16 protein-coding genes are annotated in these 19,911 nt (G+C 44.5%); 13 read left to right on the top strand and 3 right to left on the bottom strand.

Translation table 11 applies throughout. The features are described 5' to 3' along the window. Positions 1-23: 23 nt before the first annotated feature. Positions 24-1,463 (top strand): glycoside hydrolase family 28 protein, encoded by a 1,440-nt coding sequence (locus HPS55_RS05015; protein ID WP_172177025.1) that lies wholly within the window; start codon positions 24-26, stop codon positions 1,461-1,463. A gap of 104 nt (positions 1,464-1,567) precedes the next feature. On the opposite strand, the gene HPS55_RS05020 is transcribed toward HPS55_RS05015, so the two are convergent. Genes HPS55_RS05020 through HPS55_RS05030 form a run of 3 tightly spaced genes read right to left on the bottom strand, consistent with a single transcriptional unit; the run spans position 1,568 to position 5,055 of the window. Further along, on the bottom strand, positions 1,568-2,752 hold the full coding sequence (locus HPS55_RS05020) for a MalY/PatB family protein (protein ID WP_172324736.1): 1,185 nt from the start codon (positions 2,750-2,752) through the stop codon (positions 1,568-1,570). Positions 2,753-2,780: 28 nt separating this feature from the next. Further along, complete coding sequence (locus tag HPS55_RS05025; RefSeq protein WP_172177029.1) at positions 2,781-4,190, bottom strand: MATE family efflux transporter; 1,410 nt, start codon at positions 4,188-4,190, stop codon at positions 2,781-2,783. 28 nt (positions 4,191-4,218) lie between these two features. Next, entirely contained in the window at positions 4,219-5,055 is an 837-nt protein-coding gene (locus tag HPS55_RS05030) for a DUF3737 family protein (protein WP_172177031.1), read from the bottom strand. A 929-nt stretch (positions 5,056-5,984) separates the two neighbouring features. Between HPS55_RS05030 and HPS55_RS05035 the strand changes: the two genes are divergently transcribed. From HPS55_RS05035 to HPS55_RS05085, 12 genes are all read left to right on the top strand, one after another. Then, positions 5,985-6,239, top strand: a complete 255-nt coding sequence (locus HPS55_RS05035) for a helix-turn-helix transcriptional regulator (protein WP_172177032.1) — start codon at positions 5,985-5,987, stop codon at positions 6,237-6,239. 186 nt (positions 6,240-6,425) lie between these two features. Then, positions 6,426-8,471, top strand: coding sequence for an AIPR family protein (locus tag HPS55_RS05040; protein WP_172177034.1), 2,046 nt, complete (start codon positions 6,426-6,428; stop codon positions 8,469-8,471). 171 nt (positions 8,472-8,642) lie between these two features. After that, positions 8,643-8,771, top strand: coding sequence for a hypothetical protein (locus HPS55_RS14290; RefSeq protein ID WP_256372666.1), 129 nt, complete (start codon positions 8,643-8,645; stop codon positions 8,769-8,771). A gap of 19 nt (positions 8,772-8,790) precedes the next feature. Then, entirely contained in the window at positions 8,791-9,927 is a 1,137-nt protein-coding gene (locus HPS55_RS05045) for a DNA cytosine methyltransferase (protein WP_172177036.1), read from the top strand. Between the two features lie 3 nt (positions 9,928-9,930). Beyond that, entirely contained in the window at positions 9,931-11,004 is a 1,074-nt protein-coding gene (locus HPS55_RS05050) for a DNA cytosine methyltransferase (protein ID WP_172177038.1), read from the top strand. Beyond that, positions 10,997-12,061: a protein NO VEIN domain-containing protein gene (locus HPS55_RS05055; protein ID WP_172177040.1), complete on the top strand. Its 1,065-nt coding sequence runs from the start codon at positions 10,997-10,999 to the stop codon at positions 12,059-12,061. Before HPS55_RS05050 ends, HPS55_RS05055 begins: the two co-directional genes overlap by 8 nt. Before the next feature lie 583 nt (positions 12,062-12,644). Beyond that, the gene (locus tag HPS55_RS05060; RefSeq protein WP_253945840.1) at positions 12,645-14,120 is read left to right on the top strand and encodes an AAA family ATPase; all 1,476 of its coding nucleotides are present in this window, start codon (positions 12,645-12,647) and stop codon (positions 14,118-14,120) included. 13 nt (positions 14,121-14,133) lie between these two features. Next, positions 14,134-16,269 (top strand): restriction endonuclease, encoded by a 2,136-nt coding sequence (locus HPS55_RS05065; RefSeq protein ID WP_253945841.1) that lies wholly within the window; start codon positions 14,134-14,136, stop codon positions 16,267-16,269. A 5-nt stretch (positions 16,270-16,274) separates the two neighbouring features. Then, a complete protein-coding gene (locus tag HPS55_RS05070; RefSeq protein WP_172177044.1) occupies positions 16,275-16,940 on the top strand; it encodes a hypothetical protein in 666 nt (221 codons plus the stop codon). 58 nt (positions 16,941-16,998) lie between these two features. Next, the gene (locus tag HPS55_RS05075) at positions 16,999-17,484 is read left to right on the top strand and encodes a very short patch repair endonuclease (RefSeq protein ID WP_172177046.1); all 486 of its coding nucleotides are present in this window, start codon (positions 16,999-17,001) and stop codon (positions 17,482-17,484) included. A gap of 201 nt (positions 17,485-17,685) precedes the next feature. After that, entirely contained in the window at positions 17,686-19,305 is a 1,620-nt protein-coding gene (locus HPS55_RS05080; protein WP_172177048.1) for a rhamnogalacturonan acetylesterase, read from the top strand. Between the two features lie 125 nt (positions 19,306-19,430). After that, positions 19,431-19,817, top strand: a complete 387-nt coding sequence (locus HPS55_RS05085) for a four helix bundle protein (protein ID WP_172177050.1) — start codon at positions 19,431-19,433, stop codon at positions 19,815-19,817. Positions 19,818-19,911: the final 94 nt, after the last annotated feature.

Raw genomic sequence — 19,911 nt, forward strand, 5'->3', positions numbered from 1 at the left:
ATTAAAAACCAATCTCAAGAAACATGAAAAGAATACTAAAGACGCTGACGGCGGCCATACTCACGGCATGTTCCGCGTACGTCGTCACAGCATCCGACTATGCACACTACTATCAGAACCTGCCCGTCGGACTGCGCAAGGCCACGCCCGTAAGCGTGCCGGAAAAGAATGTAAGCATAACGGACTTCGGCGCCAAAGGCGACGGGCAGACACTCTGCACCGCAGCATTCCAACGGGCCATTGATGAACTTTCGGCACAAGGCGGTGGGCGCGTCACCGTGCCACAAGGCATATGGCTAACAGGACCTATCGAACTGAAGAGCAACATCAACCTCCATGTCGAGAAGAACGCCATAATATACTTCTCGCCCGACAAGTCGCTTTACGTAGACACAGATCCAAAGGCATCGCGAGTGAAAGCATGTATCAGTGCCGTGCGCTGCAAAAATATAATGATTACCGGTGAAGGCATCATCGATGGCAACGGATCGCAATGGCGCCCGGTAAAGCGCGGCAAGGTGAGCGACGTGGAGTGGAAACAGTATAAGGAAACGGGCGGAGTGGAACGCCAAAACGGCGGTCTGTGGTATCCGTGGGAGATGAAATCGGGTTATAAGGACATAGCCGGAACACCTGAAAAACAGGAAAAGATGCGCAACGACCTGTTCCGGATATACCACTGCGAGAACGTGATGCTGACGGGAGTGACTTTCCAAAACGCCCCCAAATTCCATGTACATCCGTTCAACAGCCGCAACATCATCATGGACGGCATCACCGTACGCTGTCCTTGGAACGCCCAAAACGGCGATGCCATCGACCTGAGCGACTGCCATCAGGCTCTCATCGTAAACTGCACCGTGGATGCCGGTGACGACGGCATCTGCATGAAGAGTGGCGACTACAAGGAAGGAGCACTCGTGAACGGATGCGAAGACATACTGATAGAGAACAACACCGTATATCATGCCCACGGCGGCTTCGTCATTGGCAGCGAGGACATTACGGGAATGAAGCGTATAGTGGTGCGCCGCTGCCGCTTTTCCGGCACGGATACCGGCCTGCGCTTCAAGAGTGCCATCGGTCGCGGGGGCCGCACGGAATCAATATACATCAGCGACATCGTGATGACGGACATCGTGCACGATGCCATAACGTTCCAGTGTGACTACCTCAACAAACCGGCAGGCGGACAAACCGACAATACTGATAAGCCGAAGATGGAGAAAGTGCCCGAATTTACAGACATACACATTTCGTCCGTAACATGCCGCAACACGAAGAATGCAATAACGGCAAGCGGAATAGAAGGCATGAACTGCGTGCACGGCATCACCATAGACAACAGCACATTCGTATACACCGGACAAGGCAACAACATCGACACCAAGACAGCCGATATAAAACTCACCGGTGTAAGAATGGTGAAAGACATATGCTCTACAGAAAGCGCAAAGGAATAAGACATGGAATAGCCTTTTTCCGGTAATATGTATCAAAAATCTCCTGTCCCCATACAGACAGGAGATTTTTGACTTTCTTCCCTCCAATCGGTTTCAGTCACCAACTACAAATTATCAACGAAGCCGGCCAGACGGTCGAGCGCCTCAATGAGCCGGCTGCGAGGACAGGCGATATTGATTCGTACGAAGCCTTCGCCCGCATCACCGTACATGGTCCCCTCGTTCAACCACAATCCGCAGTCGGAAAGCAGCCGCTGGCACAGTTCATCGGATGTCATCCCAAGACGGCGGCAATCCACCCAAACCAGATAGGTGCCTTCCAACCGTGCCACCTCCAACTGCGGAAGATGCCCGGCAAAATATCCGCAAAGGCAGCGGTAGTTGTCGTACAGATACGCTTTCAACGCCTCAAGCCAATCCTCACCTCCATTATATGCAGCTATGAGCGCCTCGACGCCGAACGGATTAACGTCGCATACCTCATTGTCGTTTATGGCACGGTCTATCCGCCGGCGCACATCCTCGTCGGCAACGATGATATTGGCTATCTGCAGACCGGCTATGTTGAACGCCTTGCTCGGCGACACGCAGGTGACGGTGTTTGCAAGAAACGCTCCGGAGTGTATGCCGAAATCGGATGCAAGAGAAGCAAACGGGATGTAACGATGGGGAGAGAATACGAGCTCGCAGTGAATCTCGTCGGCCACCACGCGCACACCATTACGCAAACATATCTTACCGATTCGTATCAGTTCGTCGCGTGTCCACACCCTTCCGGCAGGATTGTGCGGATTGCACAACAGCATCAGCTTTACATTCGGCATCGACGCCTTGCGCTCCAAGTCGTCAAAGTCGATACGGTAGGTACTGTCTCCATATATCAATGCGCTTTCAACGATGTCGCAACCATTGTTCCGTATCGACGAGAAGAAACAATTATATACCGGTGTCTGTACCAACACGCCGTCACCGGGACTGGTCAGAGCCTTGATAACGGCCGACAATGCCGGCACCACACCACTCGTATAGACTATCCACTCGCGTTCAGTCTGCCAGCCGTGACGACGGGCGAACCAAGATGTCACGGCATCATAATAGGCGTCAGGCACACGCGTATATCCGAATATGCCATGCTCCACGCGCTTACGCAGTGCCTCCGTTATCACCGGTGCCGTACGGAAGTCCATATCGGCCACCCAAAGCGGCAACACGCTGTCATCGTCAGTTCCATCCCATTTATAGGAATTTGTTCCTCTGCGGGAAATCAGTTCATCAAAATCGTAAATCATATATTTTAAATTTAATCCCATCAAGAAACTATACCTTCACCCACTTCCCCCTCCACAGCCGCACGAGAAATATGACACCGCGGAAACACAGTTCCACACACATGGCTATCCACACACCGTGCAGCCCCATCGTCGGGGCGAGCAGCGCAGCCAGAGTGAGACGCACCGCCCAAATGCTCAACAGATTCATGCAGCAGGGAATGAGTGTGTCGCCCGCACCGACAAACACACCATATGTGACAATGGCGGCAGCGAACATCGGTTCGGCAAAGGCTTCGGTACGCAATGCCGTGACGCCGAGCGAACGCACAGCATCGTCAGGCGTAAAGAACGACATCATCTGCGGAGCAAAGACATACATCACCACAGCCATCAACGTCATTATCACCATGCCCGTACCGACGGTGATGTACGCGAAACTGCGTGTGAGCCGACGTCGGCCGGCCCCTATGCTCTGCCCGACGAGTGCCGTGGCCGCCTCCGATATACCATAACCGGGCATGTAGCAAAGAGCCTCGGCCGTGATGGCAAAGGCATTGGCGGCGATGGCAGCAGTGCCGAGCGGAGCCACGATGACAGTGGTGAGTATCTGCGCGCAGTTGAGCACCACACGCTCACCGGCCATCGGCAGACCTATATGCAATGCCTTGCGCAGACATCCTGCACGCAGGCGGAAACTGCCGACGGGACCTTTCAGACTCAACTCGGGAGAGCGTCGCAGCATATACCACATCAGCACAACCATGGCTACGGCCTCAGCCATAGCCGTGCCTATGGCAGCACCGGTGACGCCAAGACCGGCACCCGGCACGACAATCGTCATACCGGCAACATCAAGCATACGCGTGGGGAAGATCAGAAAAAAGTTGAACACAACATCGAGCATGCACATCACACCGCCCATCACACCCGGAACAAGCATATTGCCGCTACAACGCAACATGCCGCCAGCCAGCGAGTAGAGCTGAAGAAGAGGCAACGACATGGCAAAGATACGGAAATAAGACGTGGCACCCGAACACACGGCTTCTTCACCGCCCAACCACACGGGCAACACACCGCTGAGGCCTACCCCTATCGCTGCAAGCACAACGCTGAAGCACGTCACGGCCAAGAGTGCCTGACGCATCACCGAACGTGCATCATCGTTGTGCCCCGCACCTACACAATGCGCCACCTGCACGGAAAATCCCGTTGCCGACGACGACACAAGCCCCCAAAAGAGCCATGTCGTGGTGGCCACAATACCTATCGAGGCCGACGCCTTGGCACCCAGACTGCCCACCATCGCAGCATCGATATATTCCATGATTATGGCAGATACCTGTGCGATAATGGAAGGTATGCTGAGTATGACAGTGAGACGCAACTGCTCGCCGAGAGTCATCCTGCTTCCGTTGCGTATCAGTGCCAACAGACTGTCCTTTGTCTTGTTCATATTGTAAATCGGGAGTTTCCTTTAACTCCTAACTTATAACACAATCCCCCGGTGCCTTGAGATTCTTGTCTATTATTATCTCGCCGTAACCCTCAGCCTTGATGCTGCCGCTACGCGGATTCTTCACACTCGTTATCCGGCTGCATATCGTAGCCTGTAGCGTCGAGCACTCGAAAGCCAGGTCGCAGTCGGCATCCATCGTGCAGTTCTCCATCACAAGGTCAGTGGCATAGCACAAAGGTTGTGTGCCGGATATACGGCAGTTCACAAGACGCAGCCGGCGTGAGTGCCATCCGAGATACTCACCATGTATCTCCGAGTTATATACAGTCACATCCTCCGTGCCCCAAAACGCATCTTTCGAATGGATCACGGCGTTGCGTATCTCCACATTGCGGCAGTACTGGAAGGAGTAGTTGCCCTGCTGGCGATAGTCTTCGATGCTTATGTCACTGCTGTACATGAACAGATAGTCGGCATTGGCCACCTCTACGTTCTTCAGCCTCGCTCCCTTGCAATGCCATAGCGTCTCCTGCGCATCGGGAATGACTACGTTCTCAAGCGTAAGGTCTTCCATTTCGCGGAACATCTTGGGCGCCTCCACCCTCGTATCCTTCATCACGAGCCGGCGAGAATACCACAACGCTGCACGCGCTCCCTCACGGAATGTGCAGTTCTCCACTCTAAATCCGTCTACATGCCAAAACGGATATTTACCCTGAAACTCACAACTCACTGCTTCAATATTGCTGCACTCCTTCAACGCAGACTCTCCTGGAAGTATCACAACATTCTCCAGACGAAGGTCTCGCGAGGCAAACAGCGGGCGCTCGCCTCCATAAGATTTGTTTCTTATCAGTTCCATCTTCTCGTTTTATCTTATATATTATTCTCTCTTTTATCGTTCATATTCATGCGCGTTTTCTCGCCATGGCAGAATTCGGGCAAGGCCACTTCTGCTCATTCGGTTTAGCGAAAACGTTGGATTTCATCCCACGTTTTACCGCACTGTTTTCCGGATGCAAAGGTAACTATTATATTCCAACTATGCTGTATATATATTAATGAGAAGACAACCAATTTCACAGAAATGCTCAAAGCCACACAAAAACAGCAAAGGTACAGAAACAAAACTGACTTGGACAACCGATGTAACATACCATCAGATGCGTCTACACACCTTTATGACACCGCTTCGCAAAAATCTGTAAGTATGCACGCCGTGCGTCCGATAAAAACAGTTATAATTTGACACAGGACCAAGCGAATTAAATACCAATCACAAATCAAAATGTATCAGAATACAAGCCTTAAACAAAAGCCTCGACAGAACGCTGACATAGCATGTCCATTCCGGCTTAACGCCATAACGGAAGAACAAAATCAATAACATCAGGTAATGAAGTCAATAACATCACTGAGTAAAGCTAATAACATCAAGAAGTGAAGTCAATAAGATTACACTGTAAAGTCAATAGCATTACATTCAGAGACCGGCATAGAAGCAAACAATAAAGGGGCTTATGCAAATCTGAAACCAACATGAAATGATCAATATACAATTAACAATAAGAAAACTCTTTAATACTTCATCAATATAATTACATCTGAATACCAATACTAATGAAGCAATATTAATTGAATGAAAAGACATGAAGGCATCTTGCCGTTTTAGCACATGTAATTATATGAAAAATGAAAATTATTTGCCAAAAAGCGCAATAACAAACCTTTTTATTCGTTCTTAATTTAAGAAGAGAAAAGTCCCGTACATTTGGAGCATACCATAAAAATATGACAAACAATAAAAGTTTAAACCGGATCAAAGTAGTTCTTGCAGAAAAACAACGTACCAACAAATGGCTTGCAGAACAACTTGACAAAGGTGAAGCGACAATCTCGAAATGGTGTACAAATCGCACTCAGCCGTCTTTGGAAACGCTTGTTGAAATAGCAAACGTACTACAAGTAGACGTGAAAGAACTTTTGCAGTCAACTGTCAAGGAATCTCACATGGTCTATATAAAAGTCCCAAAGGATGAACTTTAGAAATTGTCTTTATGGAACAGACATAAAACAACTATTAATTGCGCAAACAGAACAGCAAAAGTTGCAACTATCCCTAAAAGAGGGCTTCATATAAAAAACTTGAAGACGAGATATGTTTCCGACCTATAACCAAGAAATATCTTGAATATCGGGTTAACAAGTAAGATTAAACGTTACACAGCAGCTATGGATATAAGAGAATTTACACAAGAATTCCAAGACAGCATCAAATTAGCTGTAGAAATGGGCAACACCGATTACGATGAAGAACTTGCCTCAGCCATATTGGAATATATTGAAGACAATGGAGAAGTCAATGTTCCGGAATTGTGCGCGTTTCAAAAGACACGCACAAGAATCACTGCGTATGATTATAACGACGAAGCGGAATCCCTCGATTTGTTCTATCTAATCAAAGCTGATACATTGCTTGGAAAAATCAATAAGGGTAAGGTTGATCAAGGATTCAACTACCTTATGTCTTTTTACCGTGAATCCATGAACGGAACACTCCTAAAAGCTGTCAATGTTGGCAACAATGACGAAATTGCAGAAGTTGCCAAACTGGTTAAAAGTACAAAAGGCAAGATAAACCAACTGCGTCTTTATGTCATCACAGACGGCCTTACAGATCCTGATGCTGCAGGCGCCGCTGTTGAATCAGATGATGGAGAATACATTATTGAGTTTAATATATGGGATATGCAGCGTGTGTACCAACAGCATAATATCCGTGCCGGAAAGGAAAAAGTTGAAATAGACTTTCCAACTGAATACAACACAGAACTGCAATGTCTGAAGATGAGCGAAGAAAACCCGTTTATCGATGCCTATATGGCCATAATTCCTGGTGTTACACTGGCCAAAATATACAAAAAATACCAACAAGTGCTCCTTGAAAAAAATGTTCGTACTTTCTTACAGTTCAAAGGTAAAGTCAACAAAGGAATAAGAAAGACCCTACGTGAGGAACCTGACATGTTTTTTTCATACAATAATGGCATATCTACAACTGCCAGCGAAATAGACGTAAAAGATATAGATGGAATGCTGTATATTACACGTTTGTATGACTGGCAAATTGTAAACGGAGGCCAAACCACGGCATCAATAGCCGCATTGATGAATGACCGTGATGTGGAATTGAAAAAAGTGTTTGTTCCAATGAAAGTGAGCGTAATCCGTGACGCAGAAAACAGTGAAGAACTTATCAAAGCCATTTCAACTTCAGCCAATAGTCAGACAGCTATCAAAAATTCCGACTTCTCTGCTAATGAGCCCTATTTGGTTGACATGGAAAAGTTCAGTCGTTCGGAATGGGTTCCAAATGGGAAATCAAAACCTGTATGCAAATGGTATTTCGAGCGTACACGCGGTCAGTATCTGGATCAACTGGCACAGCTGAATGGCTTCAACGAAAAGTCTTTCAAAAGAGAATACCCGAAAAATCAGAAAATCACAAAGACGGACATTGCAAAATATGAGTCTTCATGGAATATGCAGCCTTATAATGTCTGTCGCGGTGCAGAAAAGAACTATACTCTTTTTGTTTCTGACATAAAAAGAGACAAACCTGTAGTCACAGGCAATTACTTCAAGCACACCATCGCCAAATGTATACTTTTCAATACGATTGACTCTATTGTAAAATCAAAGAGACTTGGTGGATATAAGGCAAATATGAACACATACCTGATGGCAGCCATTTCTTTCCTGTCGGACAGAAACCTTGACCTTACCTACATTTGGGAGCATCAGGCTGTCCAGCAGGATGTTATCAACCGCATTGAAGAACTGATTCCCTTGATATGGAATCATCTTACAGGAAGTTCCAACAGTGGTAATCAATCATCAAATGTTGGAGAATGGAGCAAAAAGCCAGAATGCTGGAATCGCCTAAAGTTAAAACTCGGAGAATTAGACAAATTCGACCAAAATTTAATGCAAACTGAAACAAATGAAGACGGCAGCTATCTGAATGAAGCCCAACAAAACAAAATTCAAGAAGCAGAAACCATTGAGGCAAACTACTGGTTTGCACTGGCCAATTGGGCAAAAACAAGTGATCAGCTTTCCCCTTTAGAACGAAAAGCTGCATTCAATTTTGGAACCATGCGCTCCCGTAACCGTGCATTCAAGTCTCTTAAGCAAGCACAGTTTGCTTTAAAGATAGTAGAAAAGGCTGAGGAATTAGGATTTGAGAACAAAAATAAAACAAATTGTGACGACTGATATTTATACAACAACAAATAGAATTGTTTATGAATAGTGAACATGATAACAAACTGATACAATTCCCTTAACATAACTTAAAAAGATAAAAACGACATCACTGCTAAAGCTATAGCCAAATGCTTTGTATCCCATTAAATTCCTTCTATAGGATGCAAAAAAGGACAAGGAATGGAAATAGCTGAAGTTTATGCCCACTACTTCAACGATGATATACTGACAAACAGGAATGATATGACTATGTCATATATACCAAATGAGAGAAGTTCTAGAAATAGCAAGGAGGGGGCGGCGGAATGAACATTTAAGTAATAAAAGAATGAGTAAAGAAAATACATACAAAATGGTTGATTTGTTCGCCGGCTGTGGAGGGTTAAGCCTTGGCATGGAACAGGCTGGATTCACTCCATGGTTTGTAAATGAAATTGTGGATACATTTTGCAATACATATAAAAGAAATCATAAACTTAGCGATGATCACTATTATGTCGGTGATATAAATAACCTAAATACACATATTGACGAATATCAAAAGTATTTATCTGATATAACTATTGTTTGTGGCGGTCCTCCTTGTCAAGGCTTTTCCATGGCAAACCGTCAGAGGATTCTTGATGATCCTCGAAATCAACTCTATAAGGCATACCTAACTTTTCTTAAAACTGTTCGTCCCAAATTTTTTGTTCTGGAAAATGTCAAAGGAATGGCGCACAGAATTGAAGACATAAAGCAAAATTTCAAAGATTATTTTGGAGAGGAGTATAAGTTTGACTATCAAATTCTCAAAGCACAAGACTTTGGCGTCCCCCAAAATAGAGAACGTTTCATCATGATTGGCAATTGTATGGGCATTGAACCTTCTGAAATATTTAAAGAAATCTTTAAGAACAAACGAGATCATTTTGTCTTGAAAGATGCCTTAGAAGGACTTCCTCATCTTGAAGCAAAAAAAGTAAAAGGTGTAAAATATACAGAAAATGCAGAGTCTGGTTTTACAGAATGTGATTTTGTATACCCTGTCACTGAATTCTACCATTTCATAAATGGTGAAAAAGAAATAAACAAATTATACAATCATAAAAACAGATACAATAATCCTAGAGATATAGAAATTTACCGTCGTTTGCCACAGGGTGCGAATTCTTTACATCCTTCCATTGCAGACATTATGCCATACAAAAGCCGTAATGGAATATTTAAGGACAAATACTTCAAATTGGATGAAAACCAAATTTGCAAAACCATCACTTCACACATGAGATTTGACTGCAATATGTATATTCATCCTTGGGAGCCTCGCGGATTAAGCCCTCGTGAAGCAGCTCGTATACAGACATTTCCCGATGACTATGTAATCACAGGTTCTCAAAATATTTGGTATGCACAAGTCGGGAATGCAGTTCCAGTAAAATTAGCCAAAGCCATTGGTGATGGTATAATGAAATTTTTACGCTAAGACATGACACATTTAGAATTATTTTCCGGGATTGGTGGGTTTCGTCGTGCATTGGATCTACTTTCACAAGATGGCATAATGCCATTTAAGTGTGTAGGATATTCGGAAATAGATACAAAAGCGAAACAAACATATAAAACAAACTTCAAAGTTGATGGCGAGGTTGACATGGGAGATATCGTCGCTTTTACATCAAAACCTAAAGCTATCGAAGCACTGCCCGATTTTGAATTACTGACAGGAGGATTTCCATGCCAAACATTTAGCGTCATGGGAAAACAAACTGGATTCGATGAAGAACGGGGACAGATGTTTTTCCGTATAATGGATATACTCCATGTAAAGCATCCCAAATATATTCTTTTAGAGAATGTCAAGAACCTGTACCGCCATGATAAAGGAAACACTTATGCCCGAATCCAAGGAGAATTGGAATATTTAGGATATCAAGTATTCCCAAACATATTCGATACTGTAGATTTTCATCTTCCACAGAAACGAAGTCGAGTCTTGATTTTCGCTACCACAGAACCTGTTCCTAACGATTTCCGTGATACATATACTTCCAATAGTGTTAAAACTCTTTTTGATGATATTTATCTCAAATCTGGTGTGCCTCATTATCAATCAACATTGGATATTCTAACAAAACAAGTTGAATTGAAATATTATCTTTCAGAAAAGATAAAACCAACAATCTTAGCGGATGGATCTGCAAAATTCAAATCAAAATCAGACATAAATCAATCTATTGCCAGAACCTTGACTGCCTCTATGCATAAAATGCACAGAGCTTGTCAAGACAATTATTACAGTCAAGATTTTATAGAATCACATGGAGCTGTAAATCCAGTACTAACACATACAAAAGAACAACTGTCCACTTTACCTATACGCAAACTCACCCCAGAAGAAGCCTTTATGCTGCAAGGATTTCCTTGTTGGTATGCTACAAATGCCAGAAAAGCAGGAGTTGCTGATGGCTCCCTCTACAAACAGGCAGGTAACGCTGTCAGTGTAAACGTGATATATGCAGTTCTTTATTATTTAATCAAAAGACAAATCATCCATGAATAATTTTTTCAAACTTAATCCAGAGAAAAGAATAGGTTACAAGAAATTAAGTGCAGCTGATCTTGGCTTGTCTTCAACAAGCCATCAAACACATATAGGTCTGTTTGATAACATGCTTACATTTCTTCCTAACGCACATATTGAAAAATATGCTATACTTATTTACAACGATTTCTGTGATATTCTATCATGTGAGTATGGTAAAATAAACAGAAAGAACGGTAAGATTGATGCTCCAAAAGTTCAATCTGGTAATAGAAGCAAAAATACAGTAGTAAGGAAAATACGTTCATTCGCTAAGGAAAAGCCAAATCTTGATTGGTTCATTGTTTGGTTTGGAACAGATAGCAATGAGCTTGTTTTTTGGCTGATTAGTTCCGACTCTCAAGATTACCTTTTCTTGAATGCAATTCTCTCTGATTTTAAAGTATACGATGAGAGCACTCCTTCTTTTTCTCAAATAATCAACTATCTGGAAAGCAAGATTAATGGTGTCAGTGTAAATATCTTGAAAGAATTGGAAATTGCTTCTCAAGTTGGAGATTTCAAGAACAAGTATAAAACTTTAGATCTTGACAAAGCCGCCGCAAGATGCCGGGATATCGGTCGCAGAGGTGAAGAATTAATTGCACAATATCTTGACAAGCAGAAGAATACAGGAAAGATTAATGATTACATATGGGAAAACAAAAGCCATGAAGTTGGAAAACCTTATGACTTTATAATAGTTTCCACACATGCAACAGAATACTTTATAGATGTAAAATCTACCTCATTTGATTTTTCTCAAGAAATAGTTTTCAGCGAAAATGAAATTTCTTTTGTAACAGAATTACACGATGACTCTCGTTATTCAGCTTTTCGAGTTTTTGATATTTATGAAGAACAGAAGAAACTGGCAATCTGTCGCAAATGCTACAGTTACCTATCAAAATTAGATTCTCGCGTTAAAATATTTCATAAAGATTTGGCAAAAAGACGTGCATTCACAAAATCATTGAACATTGCTATCAAACCGGAAATCTGTTTTAAAACAATTGACAACACCATAGTTTTGTAATATGGAAGAAATTATAAAGCACATAAATGACACAAATGCCAGTTATCGAAATATAAATGCTGGCGATGCAAAGAATACAGATTTGTTTCTTGACAATGAACACTTTGAATTGTTTCGTGATTGCGGTGAACAAGTAATTGTAAGATTCGACAAAGAGAATCTCACTAAAGCCATTCTTTTCATATGTTCTATACTCCCCAGAAAATTTGATCAATCTGCAACACATAAATTAGTAAAGTTCTCCAAAGAATTCGTTTTGAATCAATTGGCGCTTCTAGATGTATTATTTACTGTTGATGGGCAAACCGTAAATACGATTACCCAAGCATGGAATGCACGGAAAGACATACTAAAGAAAAATGGAGAAACAGATAAACGGTTTTATTTCAACGGGTTGCTTAAAGACATATCGTACATTGACCATTCTGGAAAACTCATACAAGACAAATTCACTATTAGAAATTATTTGGCAGGAGGGTATTCTGAATTACATATTAGAAAGGCCATTGATGGTGTTTTTGATATAAGAATAGAAAATGTTACAACTCCTTACGCTGATGGAAAAGAACATGGCTTTGAAGAATTGCAAATACAGGCATCAAATCCATCAAACCATCTTCAACAAATCTTCTATGGCGCTCCCGGAACGGGCAAGTCATACAAGATCAATGAAATCACCAAAGAAGAGGATGTTATACGAACAACCTTCCACCCCGATACAGACTATTCCACATTTGTAGGGGCTTACAAGCCAACGACGATAGAAGAGGAAGTAATGACAGTCATCGGGACCAAGGCCGTGCCTGTAGAAAATCCGGACGGGTCGCAACGAAAAGAATCAAAGATTGTATACGAGTTCGTACCGCAAGCGTTCTTGCAGGCGTATACTTCAGCGTGGGAAAAGTACGCAAAGGCAGAAAACGGTGAAGCCGAAAAACAATACCTTGTGATTGAAGAGATAAACAGGGGCAACTGTGCACAGATATTCGGTGACTTGTTCCAACTGCTCGACCGCAACGAAGCGGGCTTCTCCGACTATCCTATAACAGCCGACGCTGATATGAAACGACAGTTGAGCAAAACTTTCTCAGGTTTCACCTTGCCTCAGGCTGATGCAATAAATGCCTATTACCACGGACGCAATGTTTGCAAAGAAGTTCTGGACGGTGACATTCTGCTTCTTCCCGACAATCTTTATATTTGGGCCACCATGAATACCAGCGACCAAAGTCTGTTCCCAATAGACAGTGCTTTCAAACGTCGTTGGGACTGGACCTACCGGCCTATCTGTGATGCAGGAAAAGGCTGGCTGATAGAGGCTGATGGCAATCTGTACGACTGGTGGCAGTTTGTGGAAAGAATCAATGACAAGATTGGTTCCACAACCAATTCCGAAGACAAAAAGCTGGGCTACTTCTTCTGCAAGGCAACAGACGGTATAATTTCCGCAGAGACATTTGTAGGCAAAGTGGTGTTCTACCTTTGGAATGACGTGTTCAAGGATTACGAATTCAGCGACACGATATTTGATGACGGAAACGGCGGCAAAATCGCGTTCGACAGATTCTATACCGTTGTTGATGGAGCGACAAAAGTGGCAGAAGAAAACATATCACGGTTTTTGGAAAATCTTGGTATCAAACCGAAGACATCAGAAACTGTTCCCACAAAAGATGTTGTCAATACAACTTCTATAATAAAAGTAAACGGCGTGGAAGTAAAGAAAATCAATGCCATACCGTATACAGCAATAGAAGAATATGTAAAATTGAACAGCGAGAAGTCCGCACAAGAAGTCGTTGAAGTATGGGCACCGTTCAAAAAATACTCAGTGAGCAGTTGGGTTGTTGCAAACGAAAAAGAACATGACAGAATGGACGAACGCTATGCGAACTATTCCTACAGGATAGATTGTGCTGACGGCAATTCTATATGGGTCAACAAAGACGGATGGATGCACCACCCGGCCAATCAGAAACTCAGAGACACCATCAACGAATTTATCAACGCCGTCAATGAAGCAGACCTGGGTGTAACCATAACGGAAGAAAGAATATAATGCCGACAAGAACATGCGCATACTGATAGAAGAATACCGGTATGATGCGGCTGGTGTGAAGGACGTTCTTCATGGCATCGACGCCTTGGAGAATGTTGAAGGTCGCGTTTCCATACACTATGTAGGGTACTACTATAATACCCTGTTGAAAGACTGCGTATTCATTCTTCCCAAAGTGCTGCTGAAAGACACATGTGGCAGCGAACTGGTATTCGGCAAGTACCGTCCCGAAGACATTGCCAATCTTGACAACAGCAATCCCCTTGAACCGGCAGAACGCGACTTCATATACAAGTTTGCCGTATGGATATACCGTGCGATTGTTGTCTTCAAGAACAGAATGGGCTGCGGCACCGACATCATCTACCATTCGAGAATCGTACAGGTAGGCAATGGAACACGAAGACTCTGCAACACATACCTTGACATACTTCTGTCACTTATCCGGTTCAACCGTGACAACCGGAGTTTCCTGTTCTTCACTGTCAAAAATCTGCATAGCGGCTTGAACAAGACAAACTGGACACGAACAATAGCCTCGTCAAAAGCAATAGTACAGGACGGGCAGCCAATATACCTGAATCCGGTAAACAAGACACGGAAGATAAATTTTGATGAAGAGCTGCTTATCATCTTCTTCTCCATACTCAATCACATCAGCGACACATACGGTTTCCCTAAAGACATTTATTGCCGTTACCAGCTGATTACGGGGAAAAAGTTTGAAACCTATTTGAACGGGGTCGGCAAGACACGCCTGCTTCAAATCAAGTACAAGTATTTCTCTGACAAGGCACTCCTGTTATGGAATCTGTGCTATGCCTTCTTCGATGAGAGCAGGAAAGTGTATGTCTGCACCGACAAGCGTGAATATCTGATTGTAAAGAGTTTCCATATCGTGTTCGAATCCATCATCGACGACCTCGTCGGTGACAGTCCGCTGCCGGACGGCATGTACAAGAGACAGGACGACGGCAGGATTGTGGACCACCTGTTTACGGCCGCCAGCCTCACGCAAAGCGAAAACCGCAGGCAGGACGAAGAAGCCGTACAGACTTATTATATAGGAGACTCCAAGTACTACAAGATGGGCCACGAACTCGGTCGTGAATCGGTATATAAGCAGTACACCTACGCCCGCAACGTCATCCAGTGGAATCTTGATATATTCAACGGCTTCAATGAGACCGTGAAAAATTCACGTGTACGTTTGCGTGACGAAAAGACAGAAGGGTACAAGATTATCCCCAACTTTTTTATATCGGCCAAAATGGACGAGAATTTCGACTACGCCAACGACGGGATAGAGAAAACCGACAGGAAAAGGAACAAGCACAGGAACATACAATTCAAGAACCGCCTTTTCGACCGCGACACGATGTTGCTGTTCCATTATGATGTCAACTTCCTCTTCGTACTGTCGCTGTACGCCAGGGACAATGCTAATCAAAAAGCCGCATGGAAGAACAAAATAAGGGATAAGTTCCGCAGGGAGATACAGGAATGGCTGCAACGCGACTATAACTTCTACGCGATGAAAGCCAGACCAGGAGTGGACGACGACGATTACATCAAGACCCATTTCCGGCAACTGATAGGCAAGGTATACACTCCCTTCGACAATAACAAAAGCATTTACTCTCTGGCACTTGAAGACAACGAAGCATGCAAGGCGGAAAACGATGCTCTACTTGAAGAACTCAACAGATACTTTTTCGTAGAGCCGTGCGAGTTGGGGCGTAATCCCATGGAAGTATTGCCACAAGTGGAAGGTACGGGTAAGAGTGTCCACAACGCAAACGCCGACGAGAAGAACGTGCTCACATGTCTGGTCCGCAAAACAGACGACATATTCAAGTCATATCACGAACACGCAGGCAAGACATACACAATGGAAAGAATACCAACCGTCAATCTCATAGGCATAAAGTTTCTCCTGCCAATGGTTGGCGGCATGATCGACGGCTACTACGAGGTTGAACGCATTGCATTTGCCGCCAACAAAGGCATGCCGGTACTTCGTATCCGTTTGGGGAAATACCATTCACTCGGACCACAATGGATACATATCTACCGAACAAAGATGCAGCCGGGCGAACTCATATCGATGGAACAGACACTAAAGATGTATCACAACCCAAAACAATAATTAACATGGAAGACGAAAGACACAGAATCAGAGCCCAAAAGAAGCTCATCAAGGTGATTTTTCCAAACGGGAAAGTGTTCTGCTACAATAATACAACCTCCACAATGATTGATGTTCTGAAAGAGATTGGTGCAGACAGGTTTCCGGACATCAAAATGGATTTATGCCACCTTCCATTGCTGTCCAAAGAGATTTACCCCAAATACAAAGAATGGATGAAACCTGTGTGCGACGGATGGTACATCAACGCACAATCCAACTCAGACAACAAATACATGCAACTGCGCTCGATAAATGACCAGTTGTCACTGGGACTGACCATCGAGATGGGCACCGACTTTGAGATACAAGACAGACTTGTCCGTGAAAAGAAAAGCCGTACAAAAGACAAGTTGCTGGTGAAATTCCCTGATGGAGAATACATAGCCAATGAAAGTGCATTGGACACATATCTTGAAACGGTATGGAAACTTGGCATTGATGACATCATGCGCAAGAGACTTACATGGACAGGCAAGGACTTGATAACCACCACAAAAATTACCAACAATCAGGTTCAGATAGATGAACACCGTTGGATTATCGTCCCCAACACGACAAAAGACAAGGCTAAACTTCTTCGTGTCATCAAAGCAATGCTGCACATAAATATGGAAATCACCGTAATCTAAAACAGGCTATATAAAAATGGGAAAACACAAAAGATACTCCAAACTATAATGTAAAAACATGGACAAACTTACCAAAGAACAACGCCACCGTTGCATGGCTGCTATACGTGGGAAGAACACCAAGCCGGAACTGTTAGTAAGGAAGTTTCTTTTCAGCCGTGGTTACCGCTATAGGCTAAACCACCCGCGTCTTCCCGGCCATCCAGATATTGTCTTGCGCAAGTACCGCACGGCAATATTTGTCAACGGCTGTTTCTGGCATGGACATAAAGACTGCAAATACTTTGTAATGCCCAAAAGCAATACCAAATTCTGGAAAACAAAGATACAGCGCAACCAGGAACGCGACATAGCCGAACAGCGCAAATTGGCAGCCATGGGATGGCACTGTATAACCATATGGGAATGCCAGTTGAAAGCCCCGGTCCGCGAACAGACATTGGAATCTTTAGCATACACCCTCAACCGAATATTCCTTCAAGACCACAGCACAAAGCGCTATACTTTCCCCGAAAAAGAGCAGACAATGGCAGCAGAACCATAAACTCCGTCCACGCCTCACGGCATTCTCCGTCATGACAAAATCACGGTAAGCATTATTGGCCTGGAAGGCAAAAAATAAAGCGTCGCCTTTCGTCATACCGCATAAAATGATTACCTTTGCAAATACATATTTATATAATACGGCAAGAGAAAACCGGATTCGCCATAAAATCAATATAACAAAAACAAAATCATAAAAACGATGAAAAGACTACTTTCTACTATTGCAATCTTCGGAGCATCGGTGACCATGACTTTCGGACAGGTACCGGATGTGATGGAGGATGTCAACAAGGTGGTTGACAATACCCCCGACAGTATAGCCAAAGCTCTGATGGCACGCCCAAAGCCGGGCACCACACGCCGCGGACAGCAGCCCGTGCTGTTTCTGATAGGCAACTCGACCATGCGCAACGGCACGCTGGGCAACGGCAACAACGGCCAATGGGGATGGGGATATTTTGAACACGAGTATTTCGATCTGAACAAGATAAGCGTAGAGAATCAAGCTCTTGGCGGCATGAGCACACGCACGTATTACAACCAGTTGTGGCCGGCCGTGCGCGAAGCGCTGAAACCGGGCGACTGGGTGATAATATCCATCGGACACAACGACGGCGGACCTATCGACAGCGGCCGCGCACGCTCGGTGCTCAAAGGCACTGGCCACGACTCGGTGGAGGTTACAATCAAAGAGACAGGCGTAAAGGAGACCGTGTATACATATGGCGGATACATGCGCAAGTATATCGCTGACTGCCGGGCAAAGGGTGCCAACCCCATACTGATGTCACTCACCCCACGCAACGCCTACGACGAGCAAGGCAAGATTGTACGCAAGCCGCAAGGACAATGGCTTGAGGAAATAAGCCGTGAGCAGGGTGTGCCCTACGTTGACCTTAACGAGATTTCGGGAGCCAAACTCGACATGTACGGCAAATGGAAAGAAAGTTACCACTTCTACAAGGACAACATTCACACAAGCCGTTTCGGCGCCGTGCTCAACGCCCGCTCGGCCGCCGAAGGACTGGCGGCAAACACCGACCCGCAACTGGCACCGCTACAGGCTATGATGAAGCCGCTGACGCTGCCTGCGGTAGCGGTAAAGCGTGAGACGGGCAAGCCGGTGGTATTCTTCACGGGCGACTCGACGGTGAAGAACGAGGACAAGGACGATGACGGCATGTGGGGATGGGCGTCGCAAGCCTACACCGTGTTCAATCCGAAGAAGATAACGTGCATGAACAGTGCACGGGCCGGACGCTCCACACGCACTTTCCTTAACGAGGGTCTTTGGGACAGGGTGTACAACAGCCTTCAGCCGGGCGATTTCGTACTGATACAGTTCGGACACAACGACATCGGCCCCATCGACGACAAGAAGATGCGCGGCGTAATACCCGGCACGTCCGACTCGACAAAAGTGTTCCGTATGAAGGACTCCGGCAAATATGAACTGGTATATACCTTCGGATGGTATCTCAAGAAGTTTATCCAGGATGTGCGCGAAAAGGGAGCCACGCCCATACTCGTAACCATCACCCCGCGCAACGAGTGGAAGGACGGCAAAATAGAGCGCCGCAACGATACTTACGGCAAGTGGTATCGGGAAGTGGCCGAACAGACAGGCACCGAACTGGTCGATCTGCACAACATCACGGCCGACTATCTCGACAAAAAGTGTGGCAGCAAGGACAAGGCAATGAAATATTACAAGCGCGACCACACACACACGTCGCTGCTCGGTGCAAAGACAAATGCCAAAAGCGTGGCAAAGGGGTTGAAGGCCAACCGTTCGCCTTTAGCGGAATATCTTCGCTAAAGGTGAACATGGAGTTAAAGGAGTTAACTGGAGTTATCACTCCGCTACGCTCCGTTAGGAGTTAAAGACAATAGCCTTGTTCTTATTTAGAAGTTAAAGGGGATTAATGCGACAAAAAGATATTTATGACAAATACATTCAAAAATATTAAAGCATGGCAAAGAGCACATGAGTTTGTTGTCAAAATATACAAGACGACACGTTTCTTTCCTGAGTTTGAGAAGTACGGGCTGGCAGCCCAATTCCAGCGCGCAGCCGTCTCCATACCGGCAAACATTGCCGAGGGCTTTCGCAAACTGAGCAAAGCAGACAAGTTGCGCTTCATGAATATAGCACAAGGAAGTCTTGAAGAATGCCGTTACTACATTATATTGTCAAAAGATCTCGAATACATCAATCAAAATACGTATGATACTCTCAATGAACATTTAGAAGACACAAGCCGACTTCTGAATTCCTATTGCAGAGGTATAATAAATAATGCATATAAAAACTTGATTATAGATGAATAATCTCCCTTTTACTCAAAAAGAAGAATAAAGCATATGTCTTTAACTCCTGAGCGACCGCAGGGAGCGATAACTCCCGTTAACTCCTTTTACTCCT

It is taken from the genome of Xylanibacter rodentium (assembly GCF_013166575.1).
GTDB lineage: Bacteria > Bacteroidota > Bacteroidia > Bacteroidales > Bacteroidaceae > Prevotella > Prevotella rodentium.

Excerpts from the sequence above, each read along its gene's own strand:
- HPS55_RS05085 (WP_172177050.1), top strand. The coding sequence starts at position 19,431 with ATGACAAATACATTCAAAAATATTAAAGCATGGCAAAGAGCACATGAG.
- HPS55_RS05080 (WP_172177048.1), top strand. The coding sequence starts at position 17,686 with ATGAAAAGACTACTTTCTACTATTGCAATCTTCGGAGCATCGGTGACC.
- HPS55_RS05045 (WP_172177036.1), top strand. The coding sequence starts at position 8,791 with ATGAGTAAAGAAAATACATACAAAATGGTTGATTTGTTCGCCGGCTGT.
- HPS55_RS05050 (WP_172177038.1), top strand. The coding sequence starts at position 9,931 with ATGACACATTTAGAATTATTTTCCGGGATTGGTGGGTTTCGTCGTGCA.
- HPS55_RS05070 (WP_172177044.1), top strand. The coding sequence starts at position 16,275 with ATGGAAGACGAAAGACACAGAATCAGAGCCCAAAAGAAGCTCATCAAG.
- HPS55_RS05030 (WP_172177031.1), bottom strand. The coding sequence starts at position 5,055 with ATGGAACTGATAAGAAACAAATCTTATGGAGGCGAGCGCCCGCTGTTT.
- HPS55_RS05020 (WP_172324736.1), bottom strand. The coding sequence starts at position 2,752 with ATGATTTACGATTTTGATGAACTGATTTCCCGCAGAGGAACAAATTCC.
- HPS55_RS05025 (WP_172177029.1), bottom strand. The coding sequence starts at position 4,190 with ATGAACAAGACAAAGGACAGTCTGTTGGCACTGATACGCAACGGAAGC.
- HPS55_RS05040 (WP_172177034.1), top strand. The coding sequence starts at position 6,426 with ATGGATATAAGAGAATTTACACAAGAATTCCAAGACAGCATCAAATTA.
- HPS55_RS05055 (WP_172177040.1), top strand. The coding sequence starts at position 10,997 with ATGAATAATTTTTTCAAACTTAATCCAGAGAAAAGAATAGGTTACAAG.
- HPS55_RS05035 (WP_172177032.1), top strand. The coding sequence starts at position 5,985 with ATGACAAACAATAAAAGTTTAAACCGGATCAAAGTAGTTCTTGCAGAA.
- HPS55_RS14290 (WP_256372666.1), top strand. The coding sequence starts at position 8,643 with ATGGAAATAGCTGAAGTTTATGCCCACTACTTCAACGATGATATACTG.
- HPS55_RS05065 (WP_253945841.1), top strand. The coding sequence starts at position 14,134 with ATGCGCATACTGATAGAAGAATACCGGTATGATGCGGCTGGTGTGAAG.
- HPS55_RS05015 (WP_172177025.1), top strand. The coding sequence starts at position 24 with ATGAAAAGAATACTAAAGACGCTGACGGCGGCCATACTCACGGCATGT.
- HPS55_RS05075 (WP_172177046.1), top strand. The coding sequence starts at position 16,999 with ATGGACAAACTTACCAAAGAACAACGCCACCGTTGCATGGCTGCTATA.